Origin of the sequence: Streptomyces sp. NPDC051940, assembly GCF_040680895.1 — a bacterium.
In the GTDB taxonomy this organism is placed as follows: Bacteria; Actinomycetota; Actinomycetes; order Streptomycetales; family Streptomycetaceae; genus Streptomyces.
In genome coordinates, this window is sequence record NZ_JBFAXR010000030.1 from 53,525 (window position 1) to 71,632 (window position 18,108).

Annotated in this window: 13 protein-coding genes and 1 pseudogene; 7 read left to right on the forward strand and 7 right to left on the reverse strand. The window is 73.5% G+C overall.

Going from position 1 to position 18,108, the window contains the following annotated elements; translation table 11 throughout:
• Nucleotides 1-9: 9 nt before the first annotated feature.
• Nucleotides 10-462 carry a hypothetical protein gene (locus AB0M28_RS14825; RefSeq protein ID WP_365403407.1) on the forward strand — a complete coding sequence of 151 codons (453 nt, stop codon included), beginning with the start codon at nucleotides 10-12 and terminating at the stop codon, nucleotides 460-462.
• Between the two features lie 115 nt (nucleotides 463-577).
• Here the strand turns inward: AB0M28_RS14825 and AB0M28_RS14830 are convergent, their stop codons facing one another.
• The 6 genes from AB0M28_RS14830 to AB0M28_RS14855 all read right to left on the reverse strand — a co-directional run bounded on the left by AB0M28_RS14830 (nucleotide 578) and on the right by AB0M28_RS14855 (nucleotide 9,592).
• Nucleotides 578-721, reverse strand: a complete 144-nt coding sequence (locus tag AB0M28_RS14830; RefSeq protein ID WP_365403410.1) for a hypothetical protein — start codon at nucleotides 719-721, stop codon at nucleotides 578-580.
• Nucleotides 722-891: 170 nt separating this feature from the next.
• Nucleotides 892-1,794, reverse strand: a complete 903-nt coding sequence (locus AB0M28_RS14835) for an ABC transporter ATP-binding protein (RefSeq protein ID WP_365403413.1) — start codon at nucleotides 1,792-1,794, stop codon at nucleotides 892-894.
• Nucleotides 1,791-4,646 (reverse strand): hypothetical protein, encoded by a 2,856-nt coding sequence (locus tag AB0M28_RS14840; RefSeq protein ID WP_365403416.1) that lies wholly within the window; start codon nucleotides 4,644-4,646, stop codon nucleotides 1,791-1,793. Before AB0M28_RS14840 ends, AB0M28_RS14835 begins: the two co-directional genes overlap by 4 nt.
• Entirely contained in the window at nucleotides 4,646-8,035 is a 3,390-nt protein-coding gene (locus tag AB0M28_RS14845) for an ABC transporter permease (protein WP_365403419.1), read from the reverse strand. The genes AB0M28_RS14840 and AB0M28_RS14845 overlap by 1 nt, the downstream gene beginning before the upstream one ends.
• A gap of 183 nt (nucleotides 8,036-8,218) precedes the next feature.
• A complete protein-coding gene (locus tag AB0M28_RS14850) occupies nucleotides 8,219-8,509 on the reverse strand; it encodes a YiaA/YiaB family inner membrane protein (RefSeq protein WP_365403422.1) in 291 nt (96 codons plus the stop codon).
• 75 nt (nucleotides 8,510-8,584) lie between these two features.
• Entirely contained in the window at nucleotides 8,585-9,592 is a 1,008-nt protein-coding gene (locus tag AB0M28_RS14855; protein ID WP_365403425.1) for a LacI family DNA-binding transcriptional regulator, read from the reverse strand.
• A 222-nt stretch (nucleotides 9,593-9,814) separates the two neighbouring features.
• Between AB0M28_RS14855 and AB0M28_RS14860 the strand changes: the two genes are divergently transcribed.
• The 6 genes and pseudogenes from AB0M28_RS14860 to AB0M28_RS14885 all read left to right on the forward strand — a co-directional run bounded on the left by AB0M28_RS14860 (nucleotide 9,815) and on the right by AB0M28_RS14885 (nucleotide 17,521).
• Entirely contained in the window at nucleotides 9,815-10,510 is a 696-nt protein-coding gene (locus AB0M28_RS14860) for an alpha/beta hydrolase (protein WP_365403428.1), read from the forward strand.
• A gap of 12 nt (nucleotides 10,511-10,522) precedes the next feature.
• Nucleotides 10,523-13,009, forward strand: coding sequence for a glycoside hydrolase family 3 C-terminal domain-containing protein (locus tag AB0M28_RS14865; protein WP_365403430.1), 2,487 nt, complete (start codon nucleotides 10,523-10,525; stop codon nucleotides 13,007-13,009).
• Between the two features lie 122 nt (nucleotides 13,010-13,131).
• A complete protein-coding gene (locus tag AB0M28_RS14870; protein WP_365403433.1) occupies nucleotides 13,132-14,205 on the forward strand; it encodes a cytochrome P450 in 1,074 nt (357 codons plus the stop codon).
• 84 nt (nucleotides 14,206-14,289) lie between these two features.
• Nucleotides 14,290-14,713 (forward strand): annotated as a pseudogene (locus tag AB0M28_RS14875) (IS607 family transposase).
• On the forward strand, nucleotides 14,706-16,355 hold the full coding sequence (locus tag AB0M28_RS14880; protein WP_365403436.1) for an IS200/IS605 family accessory protein TnpB-related protein: 1,650 nt from the start codon (nucleotides 14,706-14,708) through the stop codon (nucleotides 16,353-16,355). Before AB0M28_RS14875 ends, AB0M28_RS14880 begins: the two are co-directional and overlap by 8 nt.
• A 38-nt stretch (nucleotides 16,356-16,393) precedes the next feature.
• Entirely contained in the window at nucleotides 16,394-17,521 is a 1,128-nt protein-coding gene (locus tag AB0M28_RS14885; protein WP_365403439.1) for a MerR family transcriptional regulator, read from the forward strand.
• A 7-nt stretch (nucleotides 17,522-17,528) separates the two neighbouring features.
• Here AB0M28_RS14885 and AB0M28_RS14890 read toward each other — a convergent pair whose 3' ends face one another.
• Nucleotides 17,529-17,864 (reverse strand): hypothetical protein, encoded by a 336-nt coding sequence (locus AB0M28_RS14890; RefSeq protein ID WP_365403442.1) that lies wholly within the window; start codon nucleotides 17,862-17,864, stop codon nucleotides 17,529-17,531.
• Nucleotides 17,865-18,108 lie beyond the last annotated feature (244 nt).

Here is an 18,108-nt window from a genome sequence, read left to right on the forward strand (position 1 = left end):
AGAGCAGCCATGAGCCAGTCACCACCGTCGGCCGGACCGTCCTGGCAGTCCGAACCGGCGCCCCGCGCCGGATCCGCCCCCAGCCGCTGGGTCACCGGCGGCGCCACGTTCGCCGGCGTGCTGATGATCGTGTACGGGTGCCTGGGCATCGTCCAGGGCATCACGGGCATCGCCGAGGACGACGTGTACAAACGGGTCGGCGACTACGTCTTCAAGTTCGACACGACCACCTGGGGCTGGATCCACCTGATCGTCGGTGTGGCCCTCGTCCTGGTCGGCGCGGGCATCCTCAAGGGCTCCGAAGCCGCCCGCGGCCTCGGCGTCGCCGTGGCGTGCGTGGCCATCGTCCTCAACTTCATGTGGCTGCCCTACGTCCCGTTCTGGGCGGCGATCTCCATCGCCATCGGCGTCTACATCGTCTGGGCGCTGTGCCACGACAACCCCGGTCTGCGACGGAGCTGATCCGGTACGGCACCGGTTCACGCGCGAAGGCCCCGACCGTTTCCCCGGTCGGGGCCTTCGCGCTGCTTCCGTTCTGGTGTGCCCGGCGTCGCGGCCGGGGGCTCCGGCCGCCATCTCAGGCGGCCTTCACCCACTCGCGGCGGGCGTCCGCCACCTGGCGCCGCGAGCGGCCCGCCTTGGCCTTGCGGGCCAGCCGGTAGGCCGCCGCCTCACGACGCAGCTCGGAGTTGCGGGACTTGGCGATCTCGTAGCCGTACATCTTCGGTCTCCCCTGGAGGCTCCCGGCCGGTGTCCCCCGGCCTCGTGTTACTACTGTCGCCTCCCAGAGGGGTCCGCCACATCGGGCGACTTCGGTATCTCCCCGCCCCGCACGCCTTAGATCCGGCGGCGAACACCTCAGAAACCGCCTAAGGCACCCGGTCGCGGCCCTTAGGGCCTCCGCGGCTGCTGCGGCCATACACCGATGTGGTCGTCCTCCAGCGCCAGCCGCACCCGGTCGCTCATGTCGAGTGCGTCGGTGAAGGCGCGGGGCAGCTGCAGTCGGCCGTTCCTGTCGAGGACCGCGTACTCCTCGGCGGACTGCGCCTCTTCGTCGCGCAGCACCTCGGAGGAGGTGCGGCCGTTGCGGATGCCGACGGTGCGCCGCACATGCTCGGAGACCATCGCGTCGTGGGTGACGACGACGATCGTGGTGTCCAGCTCGGCGTTGGCGCGGCGCAGGGCGCCGAGGACCCCGGCGCCCGTCTCGGTGTCGAGCTCGCCGGTCGGCTCGTCGGCGAAGAGGACCCGCGGGTTGTTCGCGACGGCCGTGGCGATGGCGACGCGCTGCTGCTCACCGCCGGAGAGGGCGTCAGGGCGGCGGTCGCGGGCGTGGCCCACACCGAAGAGGTCGAGCAGCTCCTCGGCGCGGGAGCGGCGGGCCCGGGCCTTCACGCCGATGTAGGTCATCGGCAGCATGACGTTCTCGGCGGCGCTCAGATACGGGAAGAGATTGCGTGACGCCTGCGCCCAGACGAAGCCCACGGTGTGCCGGCGGAAGGCGATGCGGTCCTTGCGCTTCATCGTCAGCAGGTCCGAGCCGTCGACCACGGCGGTGCCCGCCGTAGGCACGTCGAGGCCCGAAAGGATGCCCAGCAGCGTGGACTTGCCGGATCCCGAGGCCCCGACGACGGCGAGCAGCTCGCCGGGCAGCACCTTGAGGTCCAGGCCCTGCAATGCCTGCACCTCGACCTTGTCGGCCCAGAAGATGCGGACCAGGTTCTCGCAGCGGATGAGGGGTTCCTTCCCGCGTACCCCGGGCGCCGCCTTCCCGCCTGCGACCACGTCGGTCATCTCGTCTCTCCCACTCTCAGAACCGATCCGAGTGCGCGCTGACGGCCCCGGGCCGTCTCGACGGCCACGGCCAGCGCGACCAGGGCTGCGAGCCCGACGGCGAGCAGCGCCGTGAGGCCGTAGTCGGTGGACTGCTCGGCCCCGGGGCCGCCCGTGAACTCGCCGAGCGGGAGCGCGCGTCCGAGGATCGCCGGCAGCAGCAGTCCCAGCGCGCCGCCGCCGGCGATGGCCGCGATCACCATGGGCAGCAGCTCCAGGAAGTGCACGAAGGCCGTGGGCCTGGAGCCGAGGCCGAGCGTGCGCAGACAGGCGGCGGTGCGGCCGCGTTCAGCGGCGGAGAGCAGCAGCTCCAGCACGACCGCCAGCAGCGCCAGCAGCACGGCGGTGACGCCGGCGGCCGCGTAGACGAACAGTACGGCGCGGAGCAGACCGTCGTCGCTCAGCGCGGCCAGCTCCTCGTCGAGCACGCGCACCTGAGCGCTCGGGCCGACGCCCGCGAGCGCGGCGGAGCGCAGCTTGGCGGCGTCGAGCTCGTCTCCGTAGGCCAGTACGGCGCCTTCCTTGACGTCCCACCGGCTCACCGCCTTGAACGCGGCTGCATCGACGAGCAGCGTGCTGTCGGACGGGTCCGGACCGGTGACGGGCCCCAGGGCGGGGTCCCGGGCCGCCGTGTCGGTGAGCTCGCCCACGATCTTCACGGCGACGGTCTGCCGTTGGGACCCGGTGAGCGGCAGCGTCTCGCCCCGGTAGTCCGCCAGCGGTCCGGTGGCCAGGGCCGGCAGCACCGTCACCGGCCCGTCCTGCTGCGGCCCTCGCGCGTGCTTGTCCCCCATCCCCAGCATCGCGTCGGCCAGCCGGGAGTCCCCGACGGCCGTGTGCAGCGCCGCGGCGTCGAGGCCGATCAGGTCGGTCGTGCCGCGCACCTGCCCGTCCGTGGCCCGGGCCAGGGTGACTTCCGCGCGCTGGGTCGCGACCGTGTGCCCGACACCGGGCGTACGGTCGATCACCTCGGCCGTTTCGGGCCCGGCCGCGGTGTCGATGACGGCGGCCTGCCCGCCCGCGTTCCATGCGGCGGCCCGCGCGCGCCCCTCGGCCACGGTGGAGGAGATCAGGCCGCCGAACACCGCCGTGGCCAGGGTGAGTACGAGCACCAGCAGCACCATCGTCCGTCCCGCCGCGGTCCGGCCCACGCGGGCGAGCGCGATGAAGGCGACGGTGCCGCGGCGCGCCCGGGCCCGGGCGGCGAGCCAGCGTACGGGCAGCGGATACAGCCGCATCAGGATCAGCACGGTGGCCAGACCCAGCAGGACGGGAGTGGCGGCCAGTTGCGGGTCGACGCCGAAGGCCCCGCCGCTCGCTCCGTCACCGCGCACCCGGATCGCCGCGACCCCGGCCACGGCCAGCAGCATCACGACGGACTCGGCCAGCAGCCGGCGCCTGCCCGCCGGCCCGGGGCCGGCCTCACGCGCCCCGCGCACGGGCTTGCGCTCGCGCACCGCGAACCAGGTCAGGGCGGGCAGTGTCAGTCCGGCGAGCACCACGATGGCCGCGATCAGCGGCAGGCCGCCCGAGACGTCCTCGTCCAGCGCGCCGCGGGTGCCCCCGTAGCCGGCGGCTGCGCCCAGCAGCACGGCCGGGGCCGTCTGCACCAGCCGGGCCAGCGCCACCTCGAGCGGGGTGGCACCGCGGGCACGCTGCAGCCTGTCGTTGTCCGCGCCGCGGCGCACCGCGAGCTGCGCCGAGACGATGAGGGTGGCGAAGGCGACGGCCAGCAGCCCGGCGATCGCGAAGGAGGCGAGCGAGCGGGCCCGGTCCCACTCCCGCGCGAACTCCGTGAACAGCGGCGAGAGTTCGTTGGCGGTCATGGGCGGCTCGAAGAGGCTGCCCGCGAGGAGGCAGTGCCCGCCGCTCGCGGTGCCCGGGCACATGCCCTCGCCCGCGTCCCGGCCGAACTGCCGGATGGCGCTGTGCAGAGCGGCGCCCGCGTCGCCCTGCGCGATCCTCTCCGCCTGCGTGTCGCCCAGCTCCAGCCTGGTTCGCCAGGTCACGAGCGTGTCGTCGAGATCCGCGAGCTCCCGGACCGCCTCCACGCCGGTCCCGTCCGTCACCGCGAGTGCGCGGTGCACCCGGGTGTTGCCGATCCACTCCACGAGCGGGCCGGCGAGCCCCGGCTGCTGGCGGAAGATCGCCAAGTCGCTCTGCCGCTCGGGGAGCTCGAAGAAGCCGGTGAAGGTCACCTCGGCCGTGTGCCCGTCCTCCAGCCCGAGGGTGAGCCTCTGTCCGAGCGCAAGCCCGAAGGCGTCCCTGACCGCGGTGGAGACGGCGAGTTCGACGGGCTGTTCCTTCTTCTCGACCGCCCGCTCCTCCGACACAGGCCCCGGCGGGCGGCCTTCCGCATAGTCCGCCTTCGCCGGAGCGTCGTCCGCGTACAGCATGGACAGCTGCGCCCTCGGCTTGCCGGGCAACCCTCCGACGACGTCGGCCGGCGGGAGCACGGCGCGCAGCGAGCCGGGCGCGAGCAGACCGCGCAGCGGCTCCTGGGCCGCGGCACGCATCTTCGCGCCGGCCTTGTCCAGCGTGTGCATCATCGAGCCGAACCGGGGCTCGGCCGACAGCTCGGAACTGCCGAAACCACCGTCGGCGTACGTGTTGATCACGGCCGACGTCACGAGCAGCTCGCCCTGCGCCTGTGCCCGCTCCACCCGGTCACCGAGCGCGCTGCCGGCGAGCCGGTCGATCAGCACGGGCCCGGTCAGCGCGACCGAGGTCAGCACGGCCACCAGGACGAACAGGCAGACGAGCAGCGGGGATCCGGCCCTGGCGTCGCGGGCCACCCAGCGACCGTTGATCATTACTGCTCCCCCGCCCGCATGACCCGTACGAGATCCGCCCGGGCCAGCATCCGGGACATCACCGTGACCAGTGCGGTGATCAGCACGGCCGTGGCGGCGGCCGTCAGCGCCACCCGCTCCCACGGCACCACGGCCAGCACCTCGGGATACACGGGCCTGCCCACGTCGTCGACGGTCACCAGCGGCACGACGATCCCGGCGACGGCCGTGCCCAGCACCGCGCCCAGCACCACCGCGATCACGGCGATCAGCAGCTGCTCGGTCCACAGCAGCCCGGTGAGCTCGCGTCTGCGCACCCCCATCGCACGCAGCAGCGCGAACTCCCGCCGGCGCTCACGGGTGGAGAGCACGGCGTGCAGGGTGAAGCCGATCACCGCGAAGGCCGGGGCAAGCAGCAGGCAGAGCATCAGCACACCGCGGGTGCCGTGCTGCAGCGGATCGCCGCGCAGCCGCTCGGCGGCCCGGACCGCGTCGTCGGTCGTGCCCACGCCCTCGGCACGCCGCACCGCCTCAGCGGCGGGCGCGGGTTCGCCGTCGCGGGCGGACAGCCACCAGAACGACTCCTGCTGCTGCAGCCCGCCGCGCTGCACGAGCGAGGCTGCCAGCGCCCTGCTGTCGACAAGCAGCCGGCCGCCCTCGGGCGGGAAGCCGGGGACCGCGCCGATACGCCCGACGACCGTGACGGTCAGGGGAGTTCCGTCCCGCAGCTCGACCGTCGCCGTGTCGCCGACCGTGACCCGCCCGGTGGCCAGCAGCGCGTCGTCGGCCAGCGCCGGGACAAGCGCGATGCCGCCGACCCGCAGCGGCGCGAACTCCACCAGCCTCCGCGCGCTGGGGAGATCGGACGGTCCCATGAGCTCGGCCCGCAGCCCGCCCTCCGGCTGCTCCGCCGGAAGATCGCAGAGCCCGGCGGAGAAGAACTCCTCGTCGGTCGGCTCAGCGCCCGGGCACCGGAGGTTCGACGGCCTGTACTCGCCGCTCGCGAGGTTCGCCCAGCGTCCCTCCGGTCCGGGGGCGGCAGGGCTCGAGGGGTCGGATCCGAACCGGTGCACGGTGATGTCGTACGACGTGCGGGTCTGCTCCGGCGGCAACTCGAAGCCGATACGGGTGATGCTCAGCGGGTAGTGCCGCTTCAGGTCCTCGTTGCCCTTGACGGCCAGCGGGACGCTCAGCTCATGCCGTACGCCGTCCGATGCGGGCAACGGGGCGGTCACGGTGTCGGCGAGCCCGGAGGCGTCCTGCACGGTGAGCACCAGCCTGCCCCGGAGCTCGCCCGTCGAATCCACGGTGACCTCGGCGGCGATGGCCTCCGGCCTGCCCGGCAGTGCGATGCCGGCCCGAGGCGTGTCCTTCGCCAGGGCGGACAGCCGCTCGGCGAGGTCTCCGTCGACGAGGTCGTCGCGCAGGGCGGGCATCGGTCCCGAGGACGCACCCGGCCTCAGGGTGGACACCGCTTCGGCGGTGTCGATGGCGGTGACGCCGGTGGACTCCTCGTACAGCTCGACCGGCAGGTCCACGACGGGGGTCGCGGCCTCGATGCCGGGCAGGCCGGTATAGGCGCTGTGGCGGACGGCCGGGGGCAGCGCCTCGGCGCTGAACCGGTCCGGGGTCAGCTGGAGATCGGCGCCCACGGAATGCCGCGCGCGGTCCTCGTTGCTGCGGTCGATCATGGTGAGCGCCGAGGTGGTGAGCGCGCCCACGGCCAGGGCGAGGACCATCAGCAGTGCCGGCCCGGCGTGCTTGGTCGCGCGGCGGCTGACCTGCCAGCCGCCCAGCGGCAGAATCAACCCGGCGGTGTGGCGGGCGAGCCGGACGGCGCCGCGCTCGGCGAGCGGCAGCATCCGCAGCGTGAGCAGGGTCGCGGCGATGGTGATCACGACGGGCACGAGGACCAGCACCGGGTCGACGGAGGCCGCTCCCCCGGTGCCCGCGTCGCCCGCTACCGGCGAACGGTAGCGGCTGAGCTGCAGCCAGCCGAGCACCGCCACGGCGGCCAGCGCCAGATCCGTACCGGCCCGTTGGAACGCCGCCGCATGCGGTCCGCGCCTGCGCAGCTTGGCGACGGCGCCGCCGTCGCGGGCGGCGCGGATCGCGGGCAGCAGGGCGGAGCAGCCGTGCAGGACGAGCGCGAGCAGCGCGGCGGTCCAGCCCGCGGCGCCGAGCGCGGAGTGCGGGACCTCGCCCGGGAGCAGTCCGGCCTCGTCGAGGGCGGCCAGCAGCGGCCCTGCCAGGAAGGGCGCGGCCAGCGCCGCGGGGACGGCGACCACGGCCCATTCGGCGCCGGCCGTCGCGACCACCCGGGGTGCTCCCGCGCCCCGGGCGCCGAGCAGCGCCGTATCGGTACCGCGGTGCTCCGTGAGCTGCCGGGCCGTCAGGACCAGCGCCGCGACGGCCAGCGCGCCGAGCAGCGCCGCCGGAACGTACATCCCCGACCTGGCCACCACCATCCCGGTCCCGATCCGGTCCAGCGCTTCCGTCAGCGGGGCGCCGACGACCACGCCCTCCACGGCGGGTGAACCGCCCCCGAAGACAACGCGCTTGGCATCGCTCTCCGCGAAGGCGGCGACGCGGTCACGCAGCGGGCCGAGATCCTCGGCGTCCAGCCGGTACGCGTCGGGCACGCCGAACCAGCCGGCCAGCGCGTCGCCGGCCAGCCCGGGAGCGGCCTCAAAGCCCTGTTCGGACACCAGGGCCAGGCTGTCGGGACCCCCCGAACTGCTGGTCAGAGAGGAGAAGACGGCGGGCTCTCGACCGTTCGCGCGCCACAGCCCGGTGATCTCGAGCCGGATCCTGCGGCCCTGGAAGCCGGACAGCACCACGGTGTCGCCGGGCTCGGCGTGCAGCCGCCGCCCGAGGCTCTCGTGCAGCGCGGCCTGGATCCCGTCCTGCGCGGCCCCGGCCCGCGCCGCGGGCCACTCCCCCGCGGTCAGCCGGGCCAGCTGCTGCGCCTCACTCACCGCGATGACGACGACGCCGCCACCGGGGCGCGGCCGTCCGCCGGTGTCGAGCACAGGCAGGTCGAACGGGCGGGCCGCCGGTGCGCGCATGGTCGTACGCACGTGGTGCCGCACATCGCCGAAGGCCGAGGCCAGGGCATCCCGTACGGCCTGGTCGGCCCTGGACGCCCCGTCCTTGTCGTAGTCGGCCATCACCTGGACGACGCCGTCGGCATCCCGGGCGAGACGCTGCTGGGCCCCGCTCTCCACCGCTCCTCCCGCCAGTGTGGCGAGGGCGGCCAGCACGGTGCCCGCCAGCAGGACCGTCAGCGCGGCGGCCATGAGCACCAGACCGTGGTGCAGCCAGCGACGGACGACGCGGGGCACGCGTGACCTGCGGCCGCCGGCAGGTGCGGGCAGCGGAGGGCGCTCCTGCACGGCCGTTTCAGTCACCGCTCGCTCTCCCCCCGCAGGAGTCGGCAGTTGCAACGTTGTTCACTGACGGCGAAGTGGTCCATACCTCCCAGCTGACGTGAGCCTACGGGTGGCCGGGGCGGCACCGGCAGGGGTCGGTATCCGGTTGATCCATTCGTTACCTGCGGTAAGCAGCGGCCCCGGCACAACCGTGCGTAGAGGTCAGAGGTTCTTCACGTCGAACGGGTCGTGTTCCGTCAGGAGCTTGTCCAGCCGGGCCTGGTCGACGCGGGTGGTCACCTGGGCCGTCTCCTGGCGGTCGCGGATGGTCTTGGCGAGCGTGAACGCGGACGACGTCACGAAGACGAGGCCGAGGGCGAGGAAGCCCCGGGACGCGGCGTCCAGGGGCAGCTTCGCGATGCCGTACGCCGTGCCGAGCAGGGCGATGGCGAATGAGATCGCCGCCTGCACCATGAACGCGTTGGTGGGCGGCCGCTGGATGGGTGGAGTCATGAGGACAGCGTGTCGCGGGGCGGGCACGGCGGCCTGAGTACGCCTACTCAATCCGGGGCTGAGCATCGCCGCCGGTCATGTCGACTCCCGCCGGACCACCATGAGCCCCATCTCCGGCACCCGCGACGGGGCTTCGCCCCGCACGCTCAGGTCGATCAGGGCCGCCAGCTCGTGCGGGTCCGGCAGGACCAGGCGAACCGTGCTGAGGCGGGGCCGCAGCAGGCGCCCCAGCAGCAGGTCGTCCGCGCCGATCAGCGCCGTCCGCGCCGGTACGTCGACGCCCGCGTCCTGCAGCGCCCGCATCAGCAGCATCGCGTACTCGTCGTTGTACGCGAAGACGCCGTCCAGGCGCAGCTCGTGCCAGCGTGCGGCGAGGGCCCGGGCGGACTCCTCGGTGTAGTCGAGATCAAGCCGTTCGGCGTGTGCCCCGGCGGCCGCGGCAGTGGCGTACACGCCCTGCAGACGGGGGCGGCTGAACAGCTCCAGGCCCGGCTCCCGGGGTACGACCACCCCCAGGCGGCGGCAGCCCCGGGACAGCAGGTGGTCGGCCGCCAGCGTGCCCACCTCGGTCGGATCGTGCAGCACGGTGTGTACGCCGGGCACCGGGCTCGGCGCGAAGGTGACGAGCGCGCCCACGCCCGAGCGGCGCAGCAACTCGACGCCCTCCGGGCTGAATCCGGTGCCGTCCAGCGAGAACACCGCGGCCGGCCGCAGCTCCGCCCAGGCGCGTGCGGCGTCGGTGTCGTCCGCCGGTGCGGGGCCGCCCAGGCCGGCGATGGAGTAGCCGAGGCCGGCGAGGCCCTGGTGCAGCTGCAGGAAGAACTCGCCGAGCAGCGGTCCCACCAGGATCGACGGGCTCGGCATCAGCACCATGCGGTTGCGCCCGGCGCGCAGGCTGCGCGCCGCGGCGTGCGGCACGTAACCGAGCCGCAGCGCCGCCTCCCGCACGCGGGCGCGCGTGGCGGCGCTGATCCGCGCCGAGCCGGTGCCGTTCAGGACATAGCTGACCGTGGTCCGGGAGACACCCGCAAGGCGGGCCACGTCGGAGCTCGTCGCAGCGGGGGGAATGGGTCGGTCCGTCATCGCACCCGCCATCCTCGCAGACGGGCCCGGGGTGTGGCGCACGGCGGTCGGCGGGTGGTAGTTACATTACCGACCGTTTCGTTGACACGTGTCACTTCATCTTTCCAGACCTCTGCACGCCGCCGTCAGCGTGAACTTCCGGCCGCCCCGCCCTGTCGCGGCAGGCCGAAACGAATCGCCACCGGCACGGCCCGCGCCACCAGAAAGGGCACGATCGGCAGCATGAAGCTGAACACCTACGAGTGGGGCGCCGGCGACCGTGTCGCCGTCCTGATCCACGGGATCATGGCGGACCACCGCACCTGGCGGCGGCTGGGACCGCTGCTGGCCGAGCGGGGCTATCGCGTCGTCGGCGTGGACCTGGCCGGACACGGGGCCAGCCCGCGCGGCGCGTACGACGTGGAATCCCTCGCCGAGGACCTCCTGGACTCCGTGCCCGGCGAGCCCGAACTGGCCGTCGGCCACTCCCTGGGCGGGCTGGTGCTCGCACGCGCCGTGCGCCGGCTGCGCCCCGCCAGGGCGGTGTTCTCCGACCCCGCATGGCATCTGCCGCTCGGCGCGGACGGCCCGCAGGTGTCCGACTTCGTCCAGGCCAAGCAGCTGACCCGGCCGCAGATCCGGGCGTTCAACCCCCGCTGGGAGAGCGTGGACGTCGATATCGAGATGGAGACGCTCGCCGCCTGGGACCCCGACACCGCACCGGCGCTGGCCCCGCTCGCCGGCACGGATCTGCTGCCCGCCGAGCCGGCCGTGCCCTCGCTGGTGGTGCTGGCCGACCCCAGCTTCCTGATCTCCCCGCAGAAGGCGGAGGTGTTGCGGTCCCGCGGTTTCACGGTGCGTTCCGTGCCCGGCGCGGGCCACACGATCCACCGCGACGACTTCGAGGGGTTCGTCGCCTCGCTCGACGGCTGGCTGTGAGGGGTGGGCGCGATGGGTGCGAGGGGCGACGACGCGGTCCGGGCCGAGGCGGTCGAGCGGGCCCTCGCGCGGCTCGGTCTCGACGCCCGGTGCGCGCTGCTGGGCGGCGCGGACATGTGGTCGCTGCCGGCACACGAGGCGATCGGCCTGGGGCGGCTGGTGATGTCCGACGGGCCCGCCGGCGTACGCGGTGAGCACTGGACGCCCGACGACCCGTCGGTGGCCCTCCCCTCCCCCACCGCGCTGGCCGCCTCGTGGGACCCGGAGCTGGTCCGCCGGGCGGGACGGCTGCTGGCGCAGGAGGCGCGCCGCAAGGGCGCGCACGTGGTGCTCGCCCCGACGGTGAACCTGCACCGCACCCCGCGCGGCGGCCGCCACTTCGAGGCGTACGCCGAGGACCCGCTGCTCACCGGCGTGATCGGGGCGGCGCTGGTGGCGGGCGTGCAGGACGGCGGTGTCGGCACCACGCCCAAGCACTTCACCGCCAACGACTCCGAGACGGACCGGTACACGGTCGACGTCACCGTGGACGGGACCACCCTGCGCGAGCTGTATCTCGAACCCTTCGAGCGCATCGTGCGCACCGCCCGCCCGTGGGGACTGATGACGGCGTACAACAGCGTCGGCGGTACGACGATGAGCGAGCACCACGAGCTCAACAACCAGGTGCTGCGCGGCGAATGGGGCTTCGACGGCTTCCTGGTCTCGGACTGGACCGCCGCCCGCGACACGGTCGGCGCGGCGAACGGCGGCAACGACATCGCCATGCCGGGCCCGGACACGGTGTTCGGCGCGCGCCTCGCGCAGGCGGTACGGGCCGGCAAGGTCACCGAGGCCGTCGTCGAGTCGATGGCCCGACGCGTGCTGACGCTGGCGGCCCGGGCCGGCCTGCTGGACGGCGCCCCGCCGGCGGTCGCGGAGGGCGCACTGCCGCCGGACGTGGACGGGGAGGCCCTGGCCCGGGAGCTGGCGGCGCGCTCCTTCGTCCTGCTGCGCAACGACGACGTACTCCCCCTGCCGACCCGCCCCGGCCGGATCGCGGTCATCGGCCGCGCCGCCGCCCGGCCCCGGATCGGGGGCGGCGGCAGCGCGGAGGTGTTCCCGACGCGGCTGACGACACCGCTGCGGGCGCTGCGCGACGCGGTGGACGGGGAGGTGGTGTACGTACCCGGGCCGGATCCGCGCGAGCGGATCGCGCCGGCCGCCTTCCCGCTGCGGGCGGTGCTGCGCGACCGGTCCGGCGCCGTACTGCACGAGGTGGGGCTGCCGGAGGGGCAGGTGCGCTGGCTCGGCGCGCTGCCGGGCGGGGTGGCGGCGGCCCGGGTGGGTTCGGTCGAGCTGAGGGGATCGTTCACGCCCGGCGCGGGCGGGACGCATCAGCTGGCCATCCGCGGCGTCGGCGAGTTCCGGCTCGCGGTGGGCGGACGCGCGGTGTTCGACGGACCGGTCCTGCCGGAGGGCTCCGATCCGGGCGCCGCCTTCCTCAACCCGCCGCAGCGCGTCGTGCCGGTGGAGCTGGCGGCGGGCGAGCCCGTCGACGTCAGCCTCGTGTACCGGATGCCGCCGGCGGAGGGGCTGCTCGCGGTGTTCGCCGTGGTCGCCTTCGAACTCGGGCACCGCGAGCCGGTGCGGCCCGCGGAGGACGAGATCGCCGAGGCGGTGGCGGCCGCCGCGGACGCGGACGTGGCCGTCGTGTTCGTGGGTACGACGGACGAGTCGGAGTCCGAGGGCGCCGACCGCGCCACCCTCGCCCTGCCCGGCGCGCAGGACCTGCTGGTCTCGCGGGTGGCGGCGGCGAACCCTCGTACGGTCGTGGTGGTGAACGCCGGGGCGCCGGTGCTGATGCCGTGGCGGGAGGAGGTCGCGGCGCTGCTGCTGGCCTGGTTCCCGGGCCAGGAGGGCGGCGCGGCGCTCGCCGACGTACTCACCGGGGCGGCGGAGCCGACAGGCCGGCTGACCACGACGTGGCCGGCCGCCGACGAGGACGCGCCGGTGTGGCGGGTCAAGCCGGGCGCGGACGGCACCCTGCCGTACGAGGAGGGCCTGTTCGTCGGCTACCGCGCGTGGCGCCGGGCCGGCACGCGCCCCGCGTACTGGTTCGGTGAGGGCGACGGCTACACCTCCTGGTCGTACGACGAACTGCGCGTCGTCCCCCGCGCCTTCGACGCCCGCGCCCCCTACGCCCCGCTCGCGGAGGTGACCGTGCGCGTGCGCAACACCGGTGCGCGCCGGGGCCGGGAGACGGTGCAGGTGTACCTCTCCGCCCTGGGCGACGATCCGAGGCGTCCGGATCTGACGCTGGCCGGCTTCGCCGTGGTCGAGGCGGATCCGGGCGAGGAGGCGCAGGCCCGCGTGCTGGTACCGCTGCGGGCCGCGCAGAACTGGGACGGCGCGTCGCACGCCTGGGTCACCCGGGGCGGGATGCGCACGGTGCGGGCGGGACGCAGCGTGGCCGAGCTGCCGCTCTCGGCGGTGCTGGAGGTGACGCCGCCGATGTGAGCGCCACCGGCCCCGGGCCCGCTGTGAGCGCCGGGCGAGCTGCCCGATGCCGCCCCGTACCCCACCGCAGGCGCAATCATGGTGAACGGTCACGCCGACCGCGACCCGAGGACATCCGTGAGGTGCTCCGTTGGCCCGCCGAGTTCTCCTCCGCGAACGCGCTGTCGCCGGACGTGATGCCCGGTCCGGACGCCCTGGCCGTGCTGGCGACCGGATTCGGCGGCTACCCGTCCGTGGTGGCCTCCGACGGCGACGCGCACCGCCGGCTGCGGGCGCCGGTCAACCGCGGGCTGACGGCCGCGCACGTCACGGCCGCGCTGCCGTTCGTCGCGGCGCGCGTGGCGGAGCTGTTCTCCGCCTTCGCGCGGGACGGCGCCGTCGAGCTGATGGGCGCGTACGCCCGCAGGCTGCCGGGCCAGGTCATCGGCCGGCTGCTGGGCCTGGAACCAGCCGACGTACCGGCGGCGGTGGCCGGCAGCTACCGCGCCGAGGCGCTCCTCTTCCGGCCCATGGGCGAGGAGGACCAGATCCGGGCCGCCGAGGACGTCGTCGCGATGCAGCACCTGCTCGACTCCTACGCCCGGGCCCGGCGCCGCGACCGGCGCGACGACCTGATCAGCGCGATGGTGTTCGGGCTCGTCCCGGGCGAGGGGGAACTCACTCCCGAGCAGCGCAACGAGATCGTCTCCCAGCTGCAGAACCTGCTGATCGCCGGCCATCTCACCACCAGCGCCCTGATCGGCTCGACGTTCCTGCACCTGCTGCGGCACCGCGAGCAGTGGGACCTGCTGTGCGGGCGGCCCGGCCTGATCCCGGCGGCGATCGAGGAAGTGGCCCGGTACGACGCGGTGGTGCAGGGATTCCGCCGGATCACCACCCGCCCGCTCACCCTGGCCGGGACGGAACTCCCGGCCGGCACACCGGTGTTCCTGGCGTTCGGCTCGGCGAACCGCGACGAGCGGTCGGTGGAGCGCCCCGACACCTTCGACATCACCTGCGCGCCCGCCGGCCGTCTCGCCTTCGGCCACGGTGTGCACGGCTGCCCCGGGCACCAGCTGGCCCGGGAGCAGCTCCGGCTGACGCTGGAGACCTTCGTGACGCGGCTGCCGGACCTGCGGCTCGCCCCCGGCCGGGAGGTCCGTACCCGGCCGACGCCGATCCACCGGTCGCCGGTGGAGCTGCGCCTGGTGTGGTGACCAACGGGAGGGGTTTTCAACTGCTGGGGATCGGGGTCGAATGCCTGAGCGTAACCATGTGTGAGTGAGTGTCGTTGTCTGGGTGTGAATTTGACGGAGTGGGCGAAGACGCAGGGCGTGCATCCGCAGACCGCGTATCGCCGGTTCCGTGAGGGGACGCTGCCGGTACCGGCTCAGAGGGTGGGTCCGCGCACGATCCTGGCGAATGTCGAAGCGAACTCCTCACCTTCCGTGACAGGTGGTGTGGGTTTGTACGCTCGTGCCTCCTCGCACGATCAGAAGCAGGACTGCGGCGGCAGACGGCGCGACTCGCCCAGTGGGCCGCGAAGGCCGGCCACGGGACCGCTTGTGGGCGTCGCCTCGTCGTTCTCGACGAGGCGAAGTCGAAGACGACCTGGTGCGGCACATGGTCGAGGTGCTGACCGCGTTCTGCGCCCGCCTGTACGGGCGTCGCTCGGCGAAGAACCGGGCACGCAAGGCTCTTGAGGCGGCTGCCGCCGATGACTGAGCCGAAAAGGAAGCAGCTCCGTACCATCGATGCGCCGTTCGTCGCTCTCGGGCCGTCCGGAGTCGCGGTACGCGACCGGCTCAAGCACCTGGCGCCCGAAGACGACAAGGTGCTGCGCCTGGTCGGTGCACACCTCGGACGCTTGGCGTCCGGAGATCTGGCGGCCAGGTGCCGGGACGGTCTGGAGCACTCGGCCGACACCTGGGCGGTGCGTAAGCAGGGCCTGACGGCAGTCTCGTCCTCGCGGTGGGCCGGCAGTATCACGAAGGCCACGCACGATCAGTGGGCCTTGTCGCGTCGCTGCCAGCTCGCGCACATCCAGGGCCTTGAGGCCGGTGTCCGCACGTTGACGCACCGCCTGTCCCTGCCGCTTGGGGAGATGGGAACCAAGGGTGCTCCGGGCGGCTACCGCTCCAAGGGCGAGTGGTTGCAGAAGACCCGTCGTCTGGCGGTCCTGGAACACCGCCTGGAAGTGGCGCGTGCCGACCGCGAGGCCGGTGTCGTGCATGTCGTGCGCGGCGGCCGGAAGCTGCTGGGCAACCGGCACAACCTCCAAGCCGCGCAGCTCACCGAGCAGGAGTGGCGGCAACGCTGGGAAGCTGAGCGGTGGTTCCTGTCGGCTGACGGGGAGTCGGGGAAGAGGTTCGGGAACGAAACGATCCGCGTCACCCCCGACGGCGAAGTCAGTATCAAACTGCCCGCGCCCCTCGCGGACCTGGCGAACGCCGGGCACGGACGGTACGTCCTCGCCTCGAAGATCGTGTTCCGGCATCGGGGCCAGGAGTGGGCCGACCGCATCGAGGCGAACCGGGCCGTGGCCTACCGCATCCACCTCGATGTGGAGCGGGGCCGTTGGTACCTCACCGCCTCGTGGCAGCGGCCAGTGGTCCAGACGGTCTCGCTGGAGACGGCCCGCGCCCAGGGCATGGTCGGCGTGGACACGAACGCCGACCACTTCGCCGCCTACCGGCTGGACATCCATGGCAACCCGGTCGGCGACCCGCGCCGCTTCTTCTACGACCTGTCCGGCACCGCCGCTCATCGTGACGCGCAGATCCGGCACGCCATCACCCGCCTGCTGCACTGGGCGAAGCAGTGCGGCGTGGCGGCGATCGGCATCGAGGACCTGGACTTCACCGCCGAGAAGACCCGCGAGAAACACGGCCGCAGGAAGCGGTTCAGGCAGCTTATCTCCGGCATCCCCACCGGGAAACTCAAGGCCCGACTCCTCTCCATGGCCGCCGAGACGGGCCTGTCCATCGTGGCCGTGGACCCGGCCTACACCTCCATGTGGGGCAGGGAGCACTGGCACCGGCCGATGCAGACGCCCCGCCGCGCCATGTCCCGTCACGATGCCGCCGGCATCGCGATCGGGCGACGCGCTCTCGGATACCCGATCCGGCGACGGACGGCACCGCCCCACGACGACCGGAGTGATCGTCGTGGGCATCGGACCGTCCAGGCCGATCGTGGCATCCGAGGGCGTAAGGAAACCCGCCCACCCGTCACGGAACGTGCACACGATGCACGCGCCCGAACGGGGACACCACACGGAACGCGGGAGACCAGTCGGACATCCAAAACCGTTCGGGATGTCCGCAGTGACCAGGAATGGGCCCAAGGCTCACTCCTGCTCACTTAATTGGAACGGTGCTTGACCCTCACGTGGCGTCATGCCGCATGGTCGGGGGCGTGGAAGAACTCCTGACTGTGGGACGGGTGGCCGAGCTGGCCGGCGTCAGCGTCCGCACGCTGCACCACTACGACGAGATCGGCCTCGTGCACCCGTCGGCGCGCACCGCCGCCGGGTACCGGGCCTACTCGGCGGACGACGTCGAGCGGCTGACGGAGGTGCTCGCCTACCGGCGGCTCGGCTTCGGGCTGCGCGAGATCGCGGACCTGGTCGACGACCCGGCCACCGACGCGGTCGCGCACCTGCGCCGGCTGCGCGGTCTGCTGCTGGAGCAGCGCGACCGCGCCGCCGCCACGGTGTCGGCCATAGACAGGGAGCTGAAGGCACGGTCCATGGGGATCAGGACGACATCAGAGGAGCAACTGAGAGTGTTCGGAGCACAGTTGTACGAAGCGATCGGGTCCGCGTACCCGGCGACACGGCACACCGAGCCACGGATCGCCGCGAAGGTCTGGGAGGCGCTCGGGGACGCGCGGACGGTGCTGAACGTCGGCGCCGGCACCGGCAACTACGAACCGCCCGACCGCGACGTGACCGCGGTGGAACCGTCGGCGATCATGCGCGCGCAGCGTCCCGCTGGGGCGGCGCGCTGCGTGGCCGCCAGCGCGGAGGCCCTCCCCTTCGAGGACCAGTCCTTCGACGCCGCGATGGCCTTCAGCACCGTCCACCACTGGCAGGACCCGATCGCCGGGCTGCGCGAGCTGCGGCGGGTGGCCCGCCGCGTGGTGGTGTTCACGCACGACTCCAGCGACGCCGGCTGGCTGCACCGGTTCTGGCTCACCCGCGACTACCTGCCCGAGGTCGGCGACCTCGTCGTCGGCCGTCCCCTGGTGGACGAGCTGGCCCGTTCGATCGGGGCCCGCATCGAGCCGGTGCTCATCCCGTGGGACTGCGCCGACGGCTTCTTCGAGGCGTTCTGGCGCCGGCCCGAGGCGTATCTGGAGGAGCACGTACGCCGCGCGGTGTCGATCTGGACCCGGGTCGGGCCGGACGCCGAGCGGCGGGCGGTGGCAGGGCTCGCCGAGGACCTCTCCTCGGGCCGCTGGGCCGAGCGCAACCGCGACCTCGTCGATCTCGACGCGGCCGAGCTGGGGCTGCGCCTGCTGGTGGCCTGACGCGTTCCTACACGTCGTCCGGCTCGCCCGCTCCCCCGCGCATCGCGCGCAGCCGGTCGTCCTCCTCCTGCGTGGGCAGGCGCCAGCGGTCCGGCCAGGGGTTCGCCAGCCGCCCTTCGCGGATCGCCCGGCGAGCGGCGTAGGTGTTGCGGTAGCGCAGGGGGACGACCGTCAGGGGCAGCTCCCGCCCCGTCGCGTGCGACCACGCCTTCGTCGGGCGGAGCAGGGGGCGGGGGCCGGGGCCGAGGTCGATCCAGGTGCGCAGGGGGACCTTCAGGTCGCCGAAGGGGTGCTGGATCAGGACGACGATGTCGTCGATGTCGTGGTCCGCGTCCCCGCCCATGGGTCCACGGTAGGGGGCGCGGGGCCGGGCGGGGGGTGGCTTGGCGCTGTCACGGATGGTCCCCCCGGCTTCACCGGCGGTGATCGCGCAGCGCGCCGCGCCCGTAATCGGCTTTGCGAAGCACCCCCCGGGGTGCGGTATTGTTCTCCTGCGCGCTCGGCTCGGGGGAAACCCCAGGTCGGATGAGCACCGGGACGTGGCGCAGTTTGGTAGCGCACTTGACTGGGGGTCAAGGGGTCGTGGG

Excerpts from the sequence above, each read along its gene's own strand:
- AB0M28_RS14835 (WP_365403413.1), bottom strand. The coding sequence starts at position 1,794 with ATGACCGACGTGGTCGCAGGCGGGAAGGCGGCGCCCGGGGTACGCGGG.
- AB0M28_RS14850 (WP_365403422.1), bottom strand. The coding sequence starts at position 8,509 with ATGACTCCACCCATCCAGCGGCCGCCCACCAACGCGTTCATGGTGCAG.
- AB0M28_RS14855 (WP_365403425.1), bottom strand. The coding sequence starts at position 9,592 with ATGACGGACCGACCCATTCCCCCCGCTGCGACGAGCTCCGACGTGGCC.
- AB0M28_RS14840 (WP_365403416.1), bottom strand. The coding sequence starts at position 4,646 with ATGATCAACGGTCGCTGGGTGGCCCGCGACGCCAGGGCCGGATCCCCG.
- AB0M28_RS14825 (WP_365403407.1), top strand. The coding sequence starts at position 10 with ATGAGCCAGTCACCACCGTCGGCCGGACCGTCCTGGCAGTCCGAACCG.
- AB0M28_RS14860 (WP_365403428.1), top strand. The coding sequence starts at position 9,815 with ATGAAGCTGAACACCTACGAGTGGGGCGCCGGCGACCGTGTCGCCGTC.
- AB0M28_RS14885 (WP_365403439.1), top strand. The coding sequence starts at position 16,394 with ATGGTCGGGGGCGTGGAAGAACTCCTGACTGTGGGACGGGTGGCCGAG.
- AB0M28_RS14830 (WP_365403410.1), bottom strand. The coding sequence starts at position 721 with ATGTACGGCTACGAGATCGCCAAGTCCCGCAACTCCGAGCTGCGTCGT.
- AB0M28_RS14880 (WP_365403436.1), top strand. The coding sequence starts at position 14,706 with ATGACTGAGCCGAAAAGGAAGCAGCTCCGTACCATCGATGCGCCGTTC.
- AB0M28_RS14865 (WP_365403430.1), top strand. The coding sequence starts at position 10,523 with ATGGGTGCGAGGGGCGACGACGCGGTCCGGGCCGAGGCGGTCGAGCGG.
- AB0M28_RS14890 (WP_365403442.1), bottom strand. The coding sequence starts at position 17,864 with ATGGGCGGGGACGCGGACCACGACATCGACGACATCGTCGTCCTGATC.